Annotated in this window: 12 protein-coding genes and 2 pseudogenes; 8 read left to right on the plus strand and 6 right to left on the minus strand. The window is 70.6% G+C overall.

The window, feature by feature from the left end:
- Positions 1-6 precede the first annotated feature (6 nt).
- Complete coding sequence (locus tag WMF17_RS16900; RefSeq protein WP_437603107.1) at positions 7-1,203, minus strand: 4Fe-4S dicluster domain-containing protein; 1,197 nt, start codon at positions 1,201-1,203, stop codon at positions 7-9.
- Between the two features lie 166 nt (positions 1,204-1,369).
- On the opposite strand from WMF17_RS16900, the gene ppsA reads away from it, so the two are divergent.
- Both ppsA and WMF17_RS16910 read left to right on the plus strand, forming a co-directional pair.
- Positions 1,370-3,703 carry a phosphoenolpyruvate synthase gene (gene ppsA, locus WMF17_RS16905; protein ID WP_437650465.1) on the plus strand — a complete coding sequence of 778 codons (2,334 nt, stop codon included), beginning with the start codon at positions 1,370-1,372 and terminating at the stop codon, positions 3,701-3,703.
- Between the two features lie 295 nt (positions 3,704-3,998).
- Entirely contained in the window at positions 3,999-5,909 is a 1,911-nt protein-coding gene (locus tag WMF17_RS16910) for a GNAT family N-acetyltransferase (RefSeq protein WP_437603109.1), read from the plus strand.
- On the opposite strand, the gene WMF17_RS16915 is transcribed toward WMF17_RS16910, so the two are convergent.
- Positions 5,833-8,124: a cation-translocating P-type ATPase gene (locus WMF17_RS16915; RefSeq protein WP_437603110.1), complete on the minus strand. Its 2,292-nt coding sequence runs from the start codon at positions 8,122-8,124 to the stop codon at positions 5,833-5,835. The two genes, WMF17_RS16910 and WMF17_RS16915, sit on opposite strands and share 77 nt — an antisense overlap.
- A 269-nt stretch (positions 8,125-8,393) precedes the next feature.
- Between WMF17_RS16915 and WMF17_RS16920 the strand changes: the two genes are divergently transcribed.
- The 4 genes from WMF17_RS16920 (at position 8,394) to WMF17_RS16935 (ending at position 14,313) form a co-directional block, all read left to right on the plus strand.
- Entirely contained in the window at positions 8,394-11,345 is a 2,952-nt protein-coding gene (locus WMF17_RS16920) for a PAS domain S-box protein (RefSeq protein WP_437650466.1), read from the plus strand.
- Between the two features lie 589 nt (positions 11,346-11,934).
- Positions 11,935-12,444 carry a hypothetical protein gene (locus tag WMF17_RS16925; RefSeq protein ID WP_437603112.1) on the plus strand — a complete coding sequence of 170 codons (510 nt, stop codon included), beginning with the start codon at positions 11,935-11,937 and terminating at the stop codon, positions 12,442-12,444.
- A 290-nt stretch (positions 12,445-12,734) separates the two neighbouring features.
- Positions 12,735-13,592, plus strand: a complete 858-nt coding sequence (locus WMF17_RS16930; RefSeq protein ID WP_437650467.1) for a 2-oxo acid dehydrogenase subunit E2 — start codon at positions 12,735-12,737, stop codon at positions 13,590-13,592.
- Between the two features lie 130 nt (positions 13,593-13,722).
- A complete protein-coding gene (locus tag WMF17_RS16935) occupies positions 13,723-14,313 on the plus strand; it encodes a DUF981 family protein (protein WP_437650468.1) in 591 nt (196 codons plus the stop codon).
- Positions 14,314-14,338: 25 nt separating this feature from the next.
- Here WMF17_RS16935 and WMF17_RS16940 read toward each other — a convergent pair.
- Positions 14,339-14,926, minus strand: a pseudogene (locus WMF17_RS16940) (MFS transporter); the annotation flags it as partial.
- 123 nt (positions 14,927-15,049) lie between these two features.
- On the opposite strand from WMF17_RS16940, the pseudogene WMF17_RS16945 reads away from it, so the two are divergent.
- Positions 15,050-15,899, plus strand: a pseudogene (locus tag WMF17_RS16945) (transposase); the annotation flags it as partial.
- Between the two features lie 352 nt (positions 15,900-16,251).
- Here WMF17_RS16945 and WMF17_RS16950 read toward each other — a convergent pair.
- Together WMF17_RS16950 and WMF17_RS16955 are read right to left on the minus strand one after the other, a co-directional pair.
- A complete protein-coding gene (locus tag WMF17_RS16950) occupies positions 16,252-16,560 on the minus strand; it encodes a vitamin K epoxide reductase family protein (protein ID WP_437603115.1) in 309 nt (102 codons plus the stop codon).
- Positions 16,561-16,686: 126 nt separating this feature from the next.
- Positions 16,687-17,604 carry a cation diffusion facilitator family transporter gene (locus WMF17_RS16955; protein ID WP_437650469.1) on the minus strand — a complete coding sequence of 306 codons (918 nt, stop codon included), beginning with the start codon at positions 17,602-17,604 and terminating at the stop codon, positions 16,687-16,689.
- A 53-nt stretch (positions 17,605-17,657) separates the two neighbouring features.
- Here WMF17_RS16955 and WMF17_RS16960 point away from each other — a divergent pair, with 53 nt between their 5' ends.
- On the plus strand, positions 17,658-17,834 hold the full coding sequence (locus WMF17_RS16960) for a DUF2399 domain-containing protein (protein ID WP_437650470.1): 177 nt from the start codon (positions 17,658-17,660) through the stop codon (positions 17,832-17,834).
- 25 nt (positions 17,835-17,859) lie between these two features.
- On the opposite strand, the gene WMF17_RS16965 is transcribed toward WMF17_RS16960, so the two are convergent.
- Entirely contained in the window at positions 17,860-19,473 is a 1,614-nt protein-coding gene (locus WMF17_RS16965; RefSeq protein WP_437650471.1) for a GMC family oxidoreductase, read from the minus strand.
- Positions 19,474-19,507: the final 34 nt, after the last annotated feature.

Here is a 19,507-nt window from a genome sequence, read left to right on the forward strand (position 1 = left end):
CGGCGCCTACACCTTCCCGGCGGCGACCGCGCCGCCTCCGGCCCGGATCGCGGCCGCCTCTTCGGTGATGTCGATCCCGACGGGGCACCACGTGATGCACCGGCCGCAGCCGACGCAGCCGGACGTGCCGAACTGATCGATCCACGTGGCCAGCTTGTGCGTGAGCCACTGCCGGTAGCGGGCCCGGAGCGAGGCGCGGACGCTGCCGCCGTGCAGGTACGAGTGGTCGAGGGAGAAGCACGAGTCCCAGCGCCTGAATCGCTCGGCCGTCTCGCCGGAGGGACCTGCGAACGTGGAGTCCCGGCCCTCATCGAGCGGGAGGTCTGTCGCGTCCTCGATCGTGCTGCAGAAGCACGTCGGGCACGCGAGCGTGCAGTTCGTGCATCCGAGGCAGCGCTCGGCCACGTCATCCCAGCGGGGGTGCTCGAGGTTTCGATAGAAGAGCTCCTTGATGCCGTCTGTATCGAGCGTCCTGCCCATCTGGGTCGCTGTGCGGCGCGAGACCTCGAAGGCTGCGCGGGCGTCGTCCTCGCCCGCTCTGGAAGCGCCAGCGCGAGCGAGCAAGGAAGCGCCGGCGTCGCTGCCCACCTCGACGAAGAAACGGTGGCCATCGTCGAGGAGCTCGGTCAGCGCGAGGTCGAAGCCACGCTCCGCGCGCGGCCCCGTACGCATCGACACACAGAAGCACGTCCCGCCGGCCTGTCCGCACTGCACCGCGATCACGAAGAGGCCCCTGCGGCGCGCCACATAGTCGGGATCCGGATGCGGGCCGTCGACGAAGACGCGGTCCTGCACGTCCATCGCGGCAAGGTCACACGCCCGCGCGCCGAGGATGGCGAGGCGCGGAGGGGCCTCGGCCTCGTCGGTCCGCGAGATGGATCCGCCTCGCCGCCTGAGCTGCACCAGGCGAAGCCGGGGGACGAACAGGAGGTGCTTGAGCGACCGCGGCCCGACCGCGTAGCCGAACAGAGCCTCGTCCGCGCGCCTGGCGAGCCGGTAGCGGCCGGCATCCTGCTGCTCGGTCCAGCCGGCGGGGAGCTCCTCCGCGCCCTGGATTTCGTCGTACACGATGGCCCCGCCGCGGAGCGTGGGACCGATGAGGCGGTATCCCTCCTCCCGCAGGCCCTGGAGGAGCGCGGCGATCCCCGGCCGGTCGAGCACCGCGCGATCGCCAGGATGAAAGCCGGTCTCTGCGCCGCCCATGCGGGGCCGGTGAGCACGGTCCGTGCCGCTCGATTCGAGCAGCAGACGACCAGCGCGCGTACGGCGGCGGGTCCGCTTGTTGCTCCGACGCACGCACGGGCGATCGAGCGTGCCGCCGGCGCGGCAGCGGCGAGCGGATTCATCCCGCTCTCGACGAGGAGATACGGTGGCCGAGCACGTCCTCTGGTTCGATTCGCTGTCCCGCAACGATGTCGCGTCCGCCGGCGGAAAAGGCAGCAACCTCGGGGAGCTCACGCGCGCCGGCCTGCCCGTGCCTCCGGGCTTCGTCATCACCGCGGACGCGTACCTCGCGGCGATGGACGCCGCGGGCGTGCGAAAGCAGCTCGTCGAGCTCTTCACCGAGGCCGATCCGAGCGACCCGGCCGGGCTGCACGCGACCTGCGCCGCGCTGCGGCGCCTCGTCCGGGCCGCGCCGCTCCCGGCAGAGATCCAGGCGGAGATCGTCGACGCCTACCGGAGGCTGGGGCTCGACGCCACCGTGGCCGTCCGGTCGTCCGCCACCTCGGAGGACTCGGCCTCGACCTCGTTCGCCGGCATGCACGAGACGTACACCGACGTGACCGGCGAGCAGGCGTTGCTGGATCGCGTGCGCAACTGCTGGGCCTCCGCCTTCGGCGAGCGCGTGGTCAGCTACCGGAAATCCCAGCGCCTGACGGAGGAGCCCGCCCTGGCGGTCGTCGTGCAGCGCATGGTGAGCTCCGAGCGCTCCGGCGTCATCTTCACCGCGGATCCCGCGACGAAGGATACGTCACGCCTCGTCATCGAGGCGGCGTTCGGGCTCGGCGAGGTCATGGTCGGCGGGCAGGTCGAGCCGGACACGTACACGGTCGCGAAGCGCGGGCCGCGGCTCCTGGAGGCGCGCGTCGGCCACAAGGCGTTCAAGCTGGTGCGCGCGCCGGACGGCGGAGAGCAGCGCGTGGATCTGCCGGAGGACGAGGGCGCGCGGCGCGTGCTCAAGGACGACGAGGTGCTCGAGCTCGCGCGCCTCGCGCTGCAGGTCGAAGAGCATTACGACGCCCCGCAGGACATCGAGTGGGCCGTCGAGGGCGGGGCGACGTACCTGGTGCAAACCCGCCCGATCACCACCCTGGGTGCGCCGCACCCTGCCCCCGGAGAGCTCCTCGTCTCGGGGCTCGGCGCGTCCCCGGGCACGGCCTCGGGGACGGTGCGTGTGCTCCGCTCGCCGGAGGAGGGGCAACGGCTGAAGGCCGGCGAGGTCCTCGTGGCGCCCATGACGTCGCCCGACTGGGTGCCCGCGATCCGGCGCGCGGCGGCCCTCGTCACGGACAGCGGCGGGATGACCTGCCACGCCGCGATCGTCAGCCGCGAGCTCCGCATCCCCTGTGTCGTGGGCACGCGCTCCGCCACGCGGACCCTGCGGGACGGCGAGATCGTCACCGTCGACGGCGCGCACGGCAAGATCCTCGAAGGGGTCCGGGCCGCCGCGGACGCGCCCGGCGCCGCTCCGGACGGGGCGCCCGCGGATGCGGCAGCCGGGCCCGCCGCAAAGTCCGAGGCGCCGGCCGAGCGCGTGCCGGCCGCCGTCGGCTCGCGCTCGGCTTCGCCGGCGGTGCTCGGCACGCGGCTCTACGTGAACCTGGCGATCGCCGAGCGCGCCGAGGAGGTGGCCGCGTTGCCCGTGGACGGCGTGGGGCTGCTGCGGGCCGAGTTCATGCTGCTCGACGCGCTCGGCGGCGTGCACCCGAAGGCCCTGATCGCGTCCGGCGGCCGCGACGAGTTCCTCCAGAAGATGTCGGCCTCGCTGCTCCGCATCACCCGCGCCTTCCAGCCCCGTCCGGTCATCTACCGGACGTACGATTTCCGCACCAACGAGTTCCGCGGCCTCAAGGGGGGTGAGCAGTTCGAGCCCGCCGAGGAGAACCCGATGATCGGATACCGCGGCTGCTACCGGTACGTCCGCGAGCCGGAGCTGTTCGCGCTCGAGCTCGAGGTGCTCGCCCGCGTCCGCGAGGAGACGCCGACCCTGCATGTCATGATCCCGTTCGTCCGCACGCGCTGGGAGCTCGCGGCCTGCCTGGAGCTCATCGACCGGAGCCCGCTCGGCCGCCAGCGCGGGCTGCACCGCTGGGTCATGGCCGAGGTGCCCTCCGTCGCGTTCTGGATCCCGGAGTACGCGCGCATGGGCATCGACGGCGTCTCGATCGGCTCGAACGATCTGACCCAGCTCATGCTCGGGGTGGACCGCGACTCCGCGGTATGCGCCGAGCTGTTCGACGAGTCCGACGCGGCGGTGCTCGACGCCATCGGGCGGATCATCCAGGCGTGCAGGGCGGCAGGGATCACCTCGTCGCTCTGCGGCCAGGCGCCGTCGAACCGCCCGGAGTTCGCCGAGCACCTCGTGCGGCTCGGCATCACCTCGATCTCGGTGAACCCGGACGCCGAGCCGGCGGCGCGCCAGGTCATCGCGGCGGCCGAGCGGCGGCTCTTGCTCGATGCGGCGCGGCGGGTGAACTCTTGACCACCAGCGACATGCCTGGCCGAGGTCCTTGAGCATCGCCCCGCCGAGCCCCCCTGGCTCGACGGCGGTCTGAGCCGCCGCGCGCGGTCCCGCCCGGCGGACGGTTTGCGCTCGCCCGCAGCCGCTGCAGGCGCGCGCTCGGGCGCGGCGGGGCCCGATGCCGTCGGCATGGCGCAGGCTGCGCACTGGATCAGGTCTATCGCCCCGCCCCGATGAAGAGGGGACCGTGTGCGCCGAGCTCCGGCCGGTGGACCGCTTCTTGCTGAAACCCGTGGAGCACGGGAGAAGGCGCACCATGCAGCGAACGGTCACGGACTGGCAAACACGCTTCGCCGACAAGATCACGACCGCCGAGCAAGCAATCCGCGCGATCCCGCGGGGGCGCCGCATCCTCGTCGGCTCGGGCGCCGCAGAGCCGAGCGATCTCGTGAACGCAATGGTCGAGTCCGGCGACCACCTCGCCGACAACGAGATCGTCCACCTGATGACCGAGGGCCCCGCGCCGTACGTCCGCCCCGGTCTCGAGCGGCGCTTCCGTCACACGGCGTTCTTCATCGGCCAGAACGTCCGCGAGGCGATCCACGAGGGGCGCGCCGACTTCATGCCGGTCTTCCTCTCCGAGATCCCGGATCTGATCCTGTCGCGCCGGGTACGCATCGACGTGGCCCTCATCCAGGTGAGCCCCCCGGACGCCCACGGCTTCGTCAGCCTCGGCGTCTCCGTCGATATCGTCCGCGCCGCCGTCGACGCGGCCGATCTCATCCTCGCCGAGGTCAACCCGCGAATGCCCCGCACCCACGGAGACTCGTTCTTGCACGTGGACCGGATCGCCCACCTCGTCCCGGTCGACCGCGAGCTGCCCGAGCGCGAGGCCGAGCCGCTCGACGAGATCGACCGCGCGATCGGCCGCCACGTGGCGTCGCTCGTGCCTGACGGCGCCACGCTCCAGACGGGCATCGGCAAGATCCCGAACGCCGTGCTCGCCGCGCTCGGCGGCAGGAACGACCTCGGCGTCCACACCGAGATGCTCTCCGACGGCATGATGGATCTCGTCCGGCGCGGCGTGATCACGAGCCGCAGGAAGACCCTCCTGCCAGGGAAGCTCGTGACGTCGTTCCTCCTCGGGAGCCGCGCCCTCTACGATTGGGCCCACGACAACCCCGTCATCGAGATGCGCGGGTCCGCCTTCACCAACGATCCGCTGACGATCGCCAGGAACGACAGGATGGTCGCCATCAACGCGGCCCTCGCCGTCGACCTGACCGGCCAGGTCGCCGCCGACACGCTGATGGGCCGCTTCTTCTCCGGCATCGGGGGCCAGGTCGACTTCATCCGGGGCGCCGCGCGGAGCCGCGGCGGCAAGCCGATCATCGCGCTCCGATCCACCGCGAAGGACGGCAAGATCAGCCGGATCCAGCCGGCGTTCGAGCAGGGCGCCGGCATCGTGACGAGCCGCGGGGACGTGCACTACGTGGTGACGGAGCACGGCGTCGCCGATCTCTGGGGCCGGAACATCCGGCAGCGCGCGCTCGCGCTCATCGAGATCGCCCACCCCGACCACCGCGCCGACCTCCTCGCCGCGGCCAAGCAGCGCCGCTACGTATTCGTCGATCAGGTCATCTCGCGCGCGGATTACCCCTGGCAGGAGACGCGCGCCGCGCGCCTGCCGTCGGGCGAGGAGCTGCTCTGCCGGCCGGTCCGGCTCTCCGACGAGTCCGCGCTCCAGGACCTCTTCTATCGACTCTCGGACGAGAGCACCTACCGCCGCTTCATGAGCCACAAGCGGGAGCACCCTCACGAGGAGATGCAGCAGCTAGTGAACCTCGATTACGATCAGAACATGGCCATCGTGGCCTGCGCCGGCCCGGAGCACGAGACCATCATCGGGATGGCCCGGTACGACGTCGATCAGAAGAACAACCTGGCCGACGTCGCCTTCGTCGTCCGCGACGAGTGGCAGGGTAAGGGGGTCGGGACCCTGCTCATGCGGCGGATGGCGGAGATCGCGAGAGCCCGGGGGATCTCGGGCTTCGAGGCGGACGTCCTGCTCACCAACAAGGCGATGATGCGGGTGCTCGAGAAGAGCGGCCTGCGCCTCTGCCTCGATCTCCAGGCCGGCGTTTACCACGTCACCGCTCACTTCGAGGCGGCCGCCGCCGGCGCGCCGGCGGGCGGCCCGAGCAGCTCCGGACCGCGCCAGGCATGACTAGCGGACCGTGCGCCAGCACGGCGCGCCGCAGCGCATCGGCGAGCGCCATCACCGCGGCGCCCCCGGGCAGCCACAGGAGCCACGCCGATCCTATCGGGACCATTGCGAAGAGCCGGTTCAGCCCCGGCACGTAGATGAGGGCGATGGTCAGCGCGACCTCGATCGAGAGCCCCGCGGCTACCCACGGGTTCGACCAGAACGCGAGGCGCTTCCCGAGGGGCCCGTCGCGCTGCGCGAACAGACACCCTATCTGACCCGAGACGATCCCGACGAACGTCATCGTCGCCGCCTCTCGCTCCAGCCCGCGAAACGGCTCGAGCGAGTCGAATGGCCTCCAGCCGTGCGCCCAATAAAAGCCGAAATACGCCAGAACGCCGAGCAGTGCCTCAACGGTCCCGTAAAGGAAGAAAGTCCGCAGCCCGAGCGCCCGGGTGAGGATCGGCTTTCGGGGCGGTTCCGGAGGCACCAGCAAGTTCGCGGGCGACGGCGGCTCCACGCCGAGCGCCAGCGCAGGGAGCACGTCGGTCCCCAGGTCGATCGCGAGCACCTGCACGATCGCGAGCGGGAGAGGGATCGGGAAGAAGATGTAGAGAAGGAACGGGACGAGCTCTGCGACGTTGCTCGTGAACACATAGCTCACGAAGCGGCGGATATTCTGCTTGATGGCCCGGCCTTCCTCGATCGCCGCCACGATCGTGGCGAAGTTGTCGTCGGACAGGATGATGTCCGACGCCTGCTTGGCCACCTCCGTGCCGCGCAGGCCCATGGCCACGCCGACGTCGGCGGCGCGGAGCGCGGGGGCGTCGTTCACGCCGTCGCCAGTCACCACGACCACCTCGCCGGACCGCCGCAGCACCTGCACGACCCGCAGCTTCTGCTCCGGCGTCGTGCGCGCGAGGCTCGCGCCGGCCTGGAGCAGCTCGAGCAGCGCCCGGTCGTCCATCGCGTCGATCTCGGGCCCTTCGACCATGCGATCCGCCGCATCCAGCCCGATGGCGGCGGCCACCGAGCGGGCGATCGCGGGGTGATCGCCTGTCAGGATCACGACCCGCACGCCCGCGCGCCTGCACGCGGCGATCGCCGTGGGGACCTCCGGCCGCGTCGGGTCGTGCAGGCAGGCGAGGCCCAGGCACGTGAGCGGGCCGCTGGCCGCCTTCACGGCGAGCAGGAGGACGCGCTCACCGCGCTCGGCCGCGCTCACCACCGCCTCGTCGAGACCTGCGGGCGCCGGTGCGCCGGTCAGCGCGACGACCGCCTCGGGCGCCCCCTTCACGAAGTCCCGCGTGGCGCCGCCTTCCGCGCACGTCACCGCCATGTAGCGCCGGCGCGCGTCGAACGCGGTGTCGGCGATCCGCGGCCACCGGGCGCGCGCCTCGGTCAGCTCCACCCCGCCGGTCGCGGCCCAGCGCGCGAGGGCCACGTCGACCGGATCGCCCTCGTAATCGCCGCCCGCCGGCGCCGGGCGCGCGTTGTTGCACAGCGCGGCCGCGACCCGCGCCGCCTGTTCCGCGTCCAGGGGCGCGCCGTGCGCGGGGATGAAGCAGCGCACCGAGAGCGCGTTCTGCGTGAGGGTTCCCGTCTTGTCCGTGCAGATGGTCGTCACCGACCCGACCACCTCGACCGCGGAGAGGCGCCGCACCGGGGCCCCGCGCGCCGCCATCCGCTGCGCGCCGATCGCGAGCGACACGCTGAGCGTCGGGAGCAGCCCCTCGGGGACGAGCGCCACGATCACGCCGATCGCGAACGTGAGCGCGCCGAGCGGGCCGACGCGGTGGAACGCCTGCGCGAGCACCAGCGTGGCCGCGCCGGCGATCACCGCGATGGCCGCGGTGACGTGCGAGAGCTGCGCGACCTGGCGCTCGAGCAGCGAGCCTTCGCGCCCGCCCTGCTCGAGGAGCCTGGCGATCTTGCCCGCGGCGCTCTCCGCGCCCGTCGCGAACACGAGCGCCTCGCCCGCGCCGGTCACCACGGACGCGCCGCTCGGGAGCAGGCTCGGGAGCGTGAGCTCCTGCGCGCCTCGGCCCGGCGAGGTGATCGGCGCGGCGTCGCGCTCGACCGGGGCCGTCTCGCCCGTGAGCATCGAAAGGTCGATCGAGAGGCTGTCTGCGCCGAGCAAGATGCAGTCGGCCGGGACGATCTCACCGGCGCCGCGCGACGGCTTTGCCTGTCCGGCCGCGGCGAGAGGAGGAACAGGAGGAGACGAGCGACTCACTTCCGCGGGCCTCGGCACTCGCGAACGGAGTAGCAAGTAGCAAGCCCCGGGTCCGCGGGGCGATGGTGGGATAGCCAGCTGTGCGCGCGCTGAGCATGCGCTGCTGAGAGCGGCCGGGGCGAGCTGCTCAGAGCGCCGCGCCGAGCTCCTGTCGCCGGCGAGCATGAACAGATCGGCGTGCGGGGAAGTCATCCCCATCGGCGTGTCCACGCTGGCGCTTCAGGCAGCGTGGCCCTCGTGCAACAATCGACCGATCAGGGAAGGGTACGATGTCGCCAGAAGAGATCGAGATCGAAGCGTCGAGCGGCCACGACGAGGCGGTCGTCTACAGGGCCTCGCCTTGCCAGGGCGGGTGCTGCGCGCCCCGCCCTGCGCCGGGCGAGCTCGTGGAGCGCGCTGCGCTCCGCGTGGCGCGCGCAGCCGATCTCAACGAGCTCTCCGGGCTCCTGCTCGACCAGGCGATGGAGCTTGGCGCGCGCGCTGCCTACCTGCTCCTGACCTCCGAGGACACCGGCGAGCTCGGGATCCATTCCCACCGCCACCTGCCCGCCGACATCCGTCTCTGCCTCGCGCGGGTGGCGCGGGGCGCGCCGCTGCTCGATGCATGGGCGGCGAGCTCGGGTCGGATTCAGGTGATGACCGATGTGCGCTCCCTCGATCCAGGGCCATCCATGACGCGTGACCTCTGCGCGCGGACCGACGCACAGAGCGTGGTATCGATGCCCCTTTGCGTCCGCGAGCGCTGCCTCGGCGTCCTCTCCTTTTGCCTGCCCCACCCTTACCCCCGCGCCGGCGTCGATCTCGGCGCGCTTGCCGCGCTCTTCGCGATCGGCCTGGACAGCGCCCTCGCGCGCCAGGGAAAGGCGCGCGCCGACGCCCGGATCGAGGCGGTCCAGCGGACCACCGCCGACATCGGCGACAGCTTCGATCTGCCGGCGGCGCTCCAGCGCATCGTGGACCGGACGCGCGACATCGCTGGCGCGGAGTACGCGGCCCTCGGTGTCTACGCCGGCGACGACGCGCCCTTCGATCTCTGGATCTGCAGCAGCGCCACGGCCGAGTGGGAGAGATCGTCGGCGCAAGCTCCCCGCCCGCGCGGGCGACTCCAGGCGGTCCACCGAGACAGGACGCCGCTGCGCCTCCCGGAGCTCTGCGAAGACGAGCGCTTCGATGGCTTCTCTCCCGAGCACCCACCGCTCAAGAGCTTCCTTGGGATACCCCTCCTCCAGGATCAGCAGCTCGTCGGTGTCCTGTACCTCGCCAACAAGATCAGCGCCGCCACGTTCACCGAGGAGGATGAAGGTGCGGCGGCCCTGCTCGGACAGCACGCCGCGTTCGCGCTATCACGGGCGCGGACCTCGGGCCGCATGGCCCAGGAGCTCCAACGCACAAAGCACCAGGAGCGGGCGCTCCGCGAGAGCGAGCAGCGCTTTCGGGCGATCTTCGATGAAACCCTCCAGTTCGTCGGCCTGCTCTCGCCGGAGGGCATCGTCCTCGAGAACAACCGCACCGTTCTCGAGTTCTGCGGGACCACGGAGGCAGAGACGATCGGCCGTCCTTTCTGGGAGCTGCCGGGGTGGAGTCTCGAGCACAAGGCGCGCGTCCGCGCCGCGGTCGCCGAGGCCGCGGCGGGCCGGCTCGTGCGGGACGAGCTCGATGTGATCGGAGCGAGCGGGCGGCGGTGCATCGATTTCTCCATCAAGCCCATCACCGATGACCGTGGCAGGGTGGTGATGCTCATTCCCGAGGGACGCGACATCACCCAGCGCAAGCAGACGGAGCAGGCGCTCCGCGAGAGCGAGGAGCGCTTCCGGCTCAGCTTCGAGAACGCGCCCATCGGCAAGGGCATCATCGCGCTCGACGGACGGTTCATCCGCGTCAACCGCGCCTACTGCGAGATCGTGGGCTACGCGGCCGACGAGCTCTCGAAGCTCCGCTTCCAGGACATCACCCACCCCGACGACGTGGACACCGACGTGGGCTTGGTCGAGCAGCTGCGCCGCGGTGAGATCCCGCGCTATCAGCTCGCCAAACGGTATATCCACAAGGACGGAAGGGTCATCCCCGTCATCCTGCACGGTTCCGTCGTGCGCCGCGCGGACGGCGAGCCCATTCACTACATCGCCCAGGTGGAGGACGTGACGGCGCGCAAGCGGGCCGAGGAGGAGCGGGAGCGCCTGCTCGCGCAGCTGGACGCCGAGCGGAGGACGCTGCGAACCGTCTTCGACAGCGCGCCGATCCCGCTCCTGCTCATCGATCGAAACGACCCAGAGCGCGTGCTCGCCAACCCGCACGCGCGCGAGCTCACCGGGGGCGTGCCGGAGCGGGGCAAGCACGTCGGTCGCGTGCGGCGCCCGGACGGCACCGCCCTCACGCTGGACGAGCTGCCGTCGAGCCGGGCGATGCGTGGCGAGACGATCCCCGGCGAGGAGCTCCTCGTCGCCACGGCGGACGGCTCGTACCGGACCATCCTCGTCGCCGCCGCGCCGCTCCGCGACGGCGCGGGGAAGATCACGGGCGCCATCGTCGCTGGCGAGGACATCAGCCCGTTGAAGGAGCTCGCGCGGATGCGCGAGGAGTGGACCAGCGTCATCGCCCATGACCTGCGTCAGCCGATCACCACGATCGTCCTCAAGGCCGCCGTGCTCTCGAAGCAACAGCAATGCAGCGACAAGGCGCAGCACATCCTGGCCAGCGCGATGCAGCTCAACCGGATGATCGACGATCTGCTCGACGTCTCCCGCCTCGAGTCGCATCGGCTGGATCTCAGGCGCATCGAGGTCGATCTGCCAGCGCTCATCCGGGCGACGGTGGAGCGGACGGCGGACGCGACGAGGGGACATCGGGTCGACGTCGAGGTGCTGGACGGGGTCCCGCCGCTTCTGGCCGATCCCGGGCGCCTGGAGCAGGTGCTCACCAACCTGCTGTCCAACGCGGCCAAGTACGGCGCGCCCGAGACGCCGATCAGGATCGAGGTGGAACGGCGGAGCGGGGAGGTGCTCGTGGCGGTCGAGAACGAGGGGAAGGGCATCGCGCCGGACGAGCTGCCGAGGCTCTTCGCCCGCTATTACCGGACGCGCGAGGCGAAGGCCGGAGGCGCCGCCGGGCTGGGCCTCGGGCTCTACATCGTGCGAGGGCTCGTCGAGGCCCATGGGGGGCGGATCTGGGCGGAGAGCGCGCCCGGGAAGACGACCTTCCGGTTCACGCTGCCGCTGACCTAGCGCCGAAGCGCGTGCCTGTTGATCCATCGCATCGCGCGACGCCGCCGCGGCGATGGCACCACGGAGTGTCCGGACACTGCTGGTGAAACACCTGCGCGCTTCGTTCGCGTCGACGCAAGAACTGCAGGTTCGCTGCCCATGACCGCCGCTGCGGCTCCTCGGCGACGCCGCCGCGCCAGATCTCGATGAAGTCCGGCGGGAGGTCCCCGCGCGGGTTCCCCGGGCCGGGAGTTGGGCACGGAAACCAGGCTTGCGTGCTCCGCACGGCCGGGGTCAGGTAGCCTGGGCGTGGCGTGATGTGGCCGGGGCCGTCGTTGGCACGTGCCCTGCAATATCAACATGGCGATACGGAAATACGGATACGGACCACCACGTTTCACGTGGAGCGCGGCGTCAAGCCCCCTGGCACCTGGCGCGCCTTGCACGCTCGGGACGGCTCGCCAGCAGCACGAGATCCTCAAGCGATGCCGATCGTGTGACCGCGATCACCACATCGTGCAACTGTAACCATCGACACAACACAGTGTCCACAACCTCGTCTCACAGGGGGCATGCCGTGAGCCCAGCGCGACCAACGCTTCTCGAGATCGTGGTCAAGACGGTCGTGACCCATTCTGTCACATACACGATCGTGGGCCTTTTGGCGTCGTCGCTGCTCGATTACACGCGGTTCTTTGCAGAGTCCAGCCTGAACCTCTTGATGCGGCCGACGAGCGATCCCTGGGTGATGGCGGGACCGCTGTTTCAGCCCATCAGGGGGATCGTGTTCGGGGGAGTCTTCTACATGCTGCGCGAGCCGTTCTTCGGGACGAAGAGCGGCCGGCTGGTGATGTGGAGCACGCTGGTGGCGATAGGCATCCTCGGCACGTTCGGACCAGCTCCGGGCTCGATCGAGGGGATGCTCTATACGACATTACCGGCATGGGTCCATCTCAGGGGGCTTCCAGAGGTTCTCCTGCAGTCCCTGTTCCTGTCGTTGCTGCTGTATTACTGGGTGAACAATCCGCAGAAGCGGTGGGTGCGCTGGACGATGGGGATTGCTTTCTCGATTCTCTTGGCTCTCCCCATCATCGGCCTGCTGGCCCGTCAGCCGCAGTAGTCCAGTCCACCTGCTGAGACGATGCGGGCGGAGCCGTCCCGCCCGCTCGGTCCCGAATGCCTCGTTTGTCCGGCGGCTGCTCCGGCACGCCAGCTCGGCTTGCCCGAGGGCGACCCGCCCGCGCTCGAGGCGGGCACGGAGCGACCGGCGAGGCCGGGCAGGAGGCGCGGTGAGCAGCGCTGGATGCTGACTCCCTGGCGCCGTTGCTCCGCTCGCATGACGAGCCGGGACGCGCCGCACGCCTCGGTGGCCCGAGCCATGCAGCCCGTGGGGCCATGGCGGGGTGGACCATGCCCAACCTCGATCTCGTGCCCAAACAGGAAATCTCCAGCTTCCGCAAGCTGGCGATCGGCACCTGGCACACCGCGTACGATCCATCGGTGTACGGCACGCTCACCCTGCGCATGGATCGCGCGCTCGACTACATCAAGGCGTTCCGTCACAGCACCGGCCGCCGGCTCACGGTGACTCACCTGGTGACCAAGGCCTGCGCCGAGGCGCTGCGCCGCTGCCCCGACGCCAATGCGATCTTGCGCTGGAACAAGATCTACCTCCGGCGCGGCGTCACCGTCTCGGTGCTGGTCGTGCAGGCGGTCGGCGGCGACGGCGAGGTGGACCTCACCGTGACCACGATCGAACGGGCCCATGAGAAGAGCCTGGTGCAGATCGTCGACGAGCTGGACCGGACGATCGAGCGCGCGCGCCACCGGCGCGACAGGGCGGTGGAAGAGACGAAGCGCGCGATCCGGCACATCCCGTTTCTCTTCATGAACGCCTTTCTGCGCCTGCTCTCGTTCATGATGTACACGCTCAACCTGGACCTGTCGAAGCTGGGGCTGCCCCGCGACCCGTTCGGCGCGGTCACGGTGACCAACATCGGCTCGCTCGGCCTGGAGAACGCCTACGTGCCGCTCGTGCCCTACACGCGGACGCCGGTCCTCGTGGTCCCGGGCGCGGTGAGGGACGAGCCGGTGGTGGAGGACGGCAAGGTGGTGCCCGGCAAGGTGATGCGCGTGAGCGCCACGTTCGATCACCGCTTCATCGACGGCCTCCACGCGAGCGTGCTGGTGCGCACCGTGCGCGAGATGCTGGAGGACCCGTTCCGATGCTTCGACCGGCTGGACGCGGACGTGCCCACGCCTGGCTGACGTACGTCGCATCTCCGCGGGCGTCGCCGCGCTGCCGGCACGCATACGCCGGCGCTACGTTCTCAGGCGCGGCTCGGCAGCGTCGGGCGCTGGCTCGGCGACGACCAGCTCGCACGACGGTGAGGAATCCATGTACATCAATTATCTCACGCTTGCGCTCGTCACGGCGGCGGCGGCGCTGGCGCTCGGGGCCTTTTATCTCCTCGGCACGCCCGCCGCCGGCGACTCGCAGCCTCACCGCCGCAGCTTCGCCTGGGCGTTCGGGGCGTCCGGGCTCCTCCTGCTCATCACGGGCCTCCACATCGTGCTGACATGGCCCATCCCGGGCGGATACAACATCGTCTTCGGAGAGCCGCTCGCCTATTTCGGGACATTGCTCGTGGTTGGTGCACCGGCGCTGTGGCTGGGCGAGCGTCTGGGCCCCCTGCTCCTGCTCGGGGCCTTCGGGGGCCTCACCAACCTGATGCTCGCGCTGGCCATCGCGCGCCACGGGATGACGCAAAACCCGGCGCTCGCCGCGGCGATGTACGGCGCGAGCGGCCTCGGACTGCTGCTCGCTCCGGCGATGGACAGGTCCGCGCTGGCGAGGCGCGCAGCAGGCGCGCTGCTCGCGGCTTCGGCGGCGCTGTTCGCGCTGTTCGGCTATGTAGCCTACGTGAGGCACCCCGGCCTCGAGTGGTTCGGAAGGTGGGTGCCGACCGAGACGCGCTCGCTGCGATAGCCGTCCACGGACGGCGCACATCACATCACATCTCCTCGAGCTCCTTGCCCTTCGTCTCGGGGATGAAGGCGACGACGAACACCAGCGAGGCCGCCGCGGCGGCGGTGTAGAGCCCATAGGCGACGCCCAGGCCGGCCTTCTTGAGCGCGGGGAAGGTCGCGGTCACGAGGAAGTTCGCCAGCCATTGCGCGGCCGCCGCGACCGAGAGGGCGAGGGCGCGGATGCGGTTCTCGAACATCTCGCCGAGCAGCACCCAGGTCACCGGACCCCAGGACGCCCCGAAGCAGAAGACATAGAGGTTGGCCGCGACGAGCGCGACAGCGCCGGCGGCACCCCTCAGGACGGCGGCGGCACCCCTCAGGACGGGGTTGCCCGCGGCGTCCTCGCCGGCGGCGCCGAACACGGCCGCCATGGTGCCGAGCGTCAGCGCCATGCCGATGGAGCCCGCGACGAGCAGCGGCCTGCGCCCGACGCGGTCGACGGTCGCGATGGCGACGAGGGTGGTCACGATGTTGGTGACGCCGGTGATGACCGTGATGGCGAGGGAGCTCCGCTCCGAGAACCCGACAGCCTGCCAGAGGACGCTCGAGTAATAAACGTGGATTTCGCGCCCAGAAATCCGATCCGGGGCGTGAGAAATCCGGCGCAGTAAAAGGAACACCTTGAAAGAAAGGCTCGGCGTGGCGACCCGTCCGGGTTGCTATGACCAAACGAAGGCACACGCCGAGCACCTCCAAGGTGCGCCGGCGGGGTCGTCCCGAGTATCGACACCGTCGACCGCGACCTGTGCCGCTTCGACGACGATGCGCTCGAGGCGCTGCACAGCATGGTCGTCGCTCACGGGCTTGCCCTGGTTGCTCGCCGAAAGCACCGATTCGTGCATATCGACGTCGACACCACCGTGGAGCCGCTCTTCGGAATGCAGGAGGGGGCGCGGCCGGGCCCGAACCCGCGCTACCACGGCCGGCCGAGCTATCATCCGATCCTGGCGCGGATCGCCGAGGCCGACGCCATCGTCGGAGCCAAGCTGCGACCGGGCGACACGAGCTTCGGCGAAGCCGATGTGCCCTTCGTCGAGGAGTGCATTGAACGCGCGCGCGCCGCAGCTCCGAGCGCGGCCATCTACGTACGGATCGATGGCGCGGGGGATTGCAGCGCCTTGATGCATCGCCGTACGCACACGCGACCGGGAGAATGGCAAACAGATCTACCTTTGGGAGGGGCTCGACTACACGGTACAGGTCTTTTTGACCAACGAGCCGGTCGAAGCGCCGGAAGACGTCGCGGCGCGGTATGACCTGCGCGCGGGCATCGAGCCGCTCATTGGCGAGCTCAAGCACGGGTGGGGGTGCGGTCGCGTGCCGAGCCACTGCTTCAACGCCAATCATGCCGCGCTGCTGCTGAAGCTGCTGACGGCCAACCTGATGCGCCGCTATGTGCTGGAGCACGTTCCGCACTTGGCGAGCTGGCGAACGCCGTGGCTGCGCTGCGCGCTGATCCTCGCTCCGGGAAGATTGGCCCGGTCGGGTCGGGGCACGACCCTGCACGTGCCGGCGTGCTCGCAGCTCGCCCGCTCGCTCAATTGAGCATGGAACCAGCCGAAATGATCGTGGGCGGTAAGGGGGGCGTGCGCCTTCGTGACGCTCTGGGCGTCAGCCAATTGTAGTTTAAACCGCACTCTCTTGGCTGAGCGCCGCTCGCACGGCGCCTTCGGCTCGCTCGTGCCCCCCTGGACGCGAAATCGGCGCTGAGCCCCCCTCTCGGCGGAAGAGCCGGATGGTGGAAATCTCCTTGTCCGGATCTGGCGAGGGCCCCCCGGACCGACGGGTCCGGGGGCTACTCTACCAGGAAGATCATTGATCTTTTCTTCCCGCCTTCGTGTTCAAATCCGGCCACCACCCGGACGTAGATCATGGGCGCGACGACCGCGCCGTCCTGTCACGAGCGCGCTCGCGCCTTCCCCAGCGCCGCCCACCCTTCCGGGAGCGAGAGCGCGAACACGGCCATGTTGGCCGCCATGGCGACGAGGCAGTACGCGCACCAGGCCCTCTCCCGCCTTCGCATCTGGACGAGGAGCCATCCGGACACGGCCGCCTCGACGGCCGCTTTGGCCGCCACGGCGGCGGGGATCCAGGGGGTGTTCCTGGCGCGCTCGGCGCCTCCCCAGCCAGCCAGCGCGAGGTTGGACGCGAAGGCGCTCCCGGACCTCGCGAGACGGCACGACGACTTGCAACCTGTGTACCTCACGTCGAAGGACGACGTCTGCGCGGTTTGCCCGCCAGGCGCGCCCTGCTGCGAGGGCGAGGCAAGGCTACCTGAGCCCGGGCGCCGCCGAGGATGGCGGAGGCCGCGAGCGGTCGCTCCACGGACGCGTCATGGCCCCGCGCGCCGGCCGAGCGACCCGGCCTCGACGTAGATGTGCTTCACATCGGGTCGCTGGCTCCGTATCCGCGCTTCGATGCGCTCGATCGCCTCCGCCACCCCGGAGGCCGTGAGCGCGGAGTCGAACTCGATGCGAAGCACGACCAGGACATCGTGCGGCCCGAAGTGCATCGTCATCGGCGGCCCCACCGCCGACACGCCAGGATCCGCCTCGGCGAGCGCGCGGACCGCGGCGAGGAGCTCCCTGTCCGCGCTCTCCCCCACGAGGAGCCCGTGGCTCTGGCTGGCGAGGAAGACCGCGACCGCCGCGAGCACGAGGCCGATACCGATCGACGCCGCCCCGTCAAGATAGGGGTTTCCCAGGCGGTGCCCGAGCCAGACGCCGAGGAAGGCGATGGCGAGCCCGGCGAGCGCGGCGGAGTCCTCCAGGACGATCGTGAACGTCGTCGGGTCCTTGCTGGACCGCATTGCCGCGAGGTAGCCCTGTCCTGCTTTTCTCTTGAACTCGTGGACCGAGATGGCGAGCGACGTTCCCTCGAAGACGGCCGCTGCGCCGAGGACAACGTAGTTCCACGTTGGATCCTCGATCGGGCGCGGGTGCAAGAGGTGCAAGATCCCTTCGTAGATCGAGACGCCGCCGCCTGCGGCGAAGATCATGATGGCGACGATCAGCGTCCAGAAATAGAGCTCCTTGCCGTGGCCGAACGGATGATCGGCGTCAGGCGGTCGGGCGCTCCGGTGCTTGCCGAGCAGGAGGAGGAGCCCGTCTGCGGTATCGACGACGGAGTGCACGCCCTCGGAGAGCATTGCCGAGCTGCCGGTCACGGCGGCGGCGATGAACTTGACCGCCGCGATCGCCACGTTGGCGCCGATGGCGCCATAGATCGCGATCCTCGATTCTTTCGCCATGCTCCGCCGATCCTCCCAGCGATGCGCAGGCCGCGCCAGGTTACCCTCCTGTCGTGCAGGAGAGCCGCGCCGGCACGGCTGTTGCGTCGACGTGGCCGAACAGCTCCGTGATGTCCGCGCTCTGGGACGACGAGCTCGGCGCGGCGATGCGCCAGGAGCGGCGCGCGGTGCACGAGGAGGGGGTGGTGGAGGCGCTGCTCGAGGATCTGCGGCGGGGCGGCGGGCGCTGAGAGGGAGGCGTCTCGACGCCCGGCGTCAGCGCCCGAGCGCGGTCGCGATGGAGTGCGCGGCGCGCAGCGCGAGGGCGGCGATGGTGAGCGTGGGGTTCACGGCGCCGCCGGTGGGGAAGACGCCGCTGCCAAGCAGGTAGAGGTTGTCGTGGTCGTGCGCGCGCAGGTCCGGGTCGACAACCGAGGCGCTCGGGTCGGCGCCCATCCGGTAGGTGCCCATGACGTGCCCGGCGCCCTCGTGCTCGAGCCGGTGCTCGCGGAACGTGACCCCGAGCGCGTCGAAGATCCGGTCGTGGACCGCGCGCGCGGCCGCCATGCCGTCGCGGGTATAGGGGTCGACCCGGTAATGAAGGCGCGGCCGCGGCAACCCGAGCGCGTCGCGCTGATCGAAGGCGGGCGTGACGCGGTTGTCGGGATCGGGGAGCTGCTCCATCAGGCTGGACACGCAGAGCTGCCGGGTGCAATGCCACGCGAGCTCGGCAGCGAGCTGCTTGCCCCGTAGACCCTTGCGCACGAGATCGGCCGCGGCGACCCCCGGCCCGCCGATCGGCCACTGCCACCCGCTGTTGCCGAGCTCCACCCGGAACGCGGCGCGCACCCCCCGAGAGGCGCTGTTCCGCGTGGCGTCGATCCCCGCCGTCGAGAGCGGTCCGCGGGGCTGCCCGAGCGCTTCCCCGGCGAGCGCCCAGCTCAGCTGGATGGGGTGATCCATGAGGTTGCGCCCCACCTGGCCGCTCCGGTTCGCGACCCCGTCCGGCAGCGCGTCGGTCCGGGACATCAGGAGCAGCTTCGGCGTCTCGATCCCGTGCGCCGCCACGATGTAGACCTTGCCCGAGGCCTCGTGCTCGGTGCCGTCCGGGCGCTTGAACAGGACACGTGACACGCGTCCGTCAGGGCCGACGCCGACGGCGGTGGCGATAGCCTCTTCCACGATCCGCACGCCGGCCAGCTCGGCCTTCTTCACGTGCACCGAGGCGTCATAGCGGGCCACGATCGGGCAGATCGGGATGCAGGAGTTGTTGCCGCAGCACGCGGGCCGGCCGTCGTACGCGGCGCTATTGCGCGCCTGCGCCGTGGCGGTCACCCGATAGCCGAGGGCCGAGATCCTGTCGGCGATGCGCAGATCCGAGTAGCTGTGGGGGATGGGCGCCAGCGGGTAAGGCGTGCTGCGCGGCGAGCCGAGGCTGTCGTCGCCGGCCACGCCCATCTCGATCTCGCTCTCGACGTACCAGGGTTCGAGCGCGTCGTACGCGATGGGCCAGTCGACGCCGACTCCATGAAGGGTCTTCATCCGGAGATCGTCGGGCAGGAAGCGGAGGGCGGTCCCGAGCCAGTGCCAGGTCGTCCCGCCGACGACCCGCAGGTACGTGCTCTTGAAGAGATCCGGGCCCTCCTGCACGTAGTACCCGCCGGGAGCGCTCTCGCGCGGCGCAGGCGCGGCCACGGAGCGCGGAAAGGGGGCCTCCAGCGTCTTGACCACGGCGCTCCGGAACGCGCTGGCGGCCTTGTCGCGGTCGACCCGCGGCCCCGACTCCAGCACAAGCACCCTGGCGCCCGCCTTCGCGAGCCGGTAGCCGGCCAGCGTCCCCGCGATGCCCGCGCCCACGATGACCACATCCGCTCGCAGCCTGTCCCCCATACAGAGCTCCTTCCGGGCGGCGGCAGCGCGCGCC

This window comes from Sorangium sp. So ce362 (assembly GCF_051519845.1).
Lineage (GTDB): Bacteria > Myxococcota_A > Polyangia > Polyangiales > Polyangiaceae > Sorangium.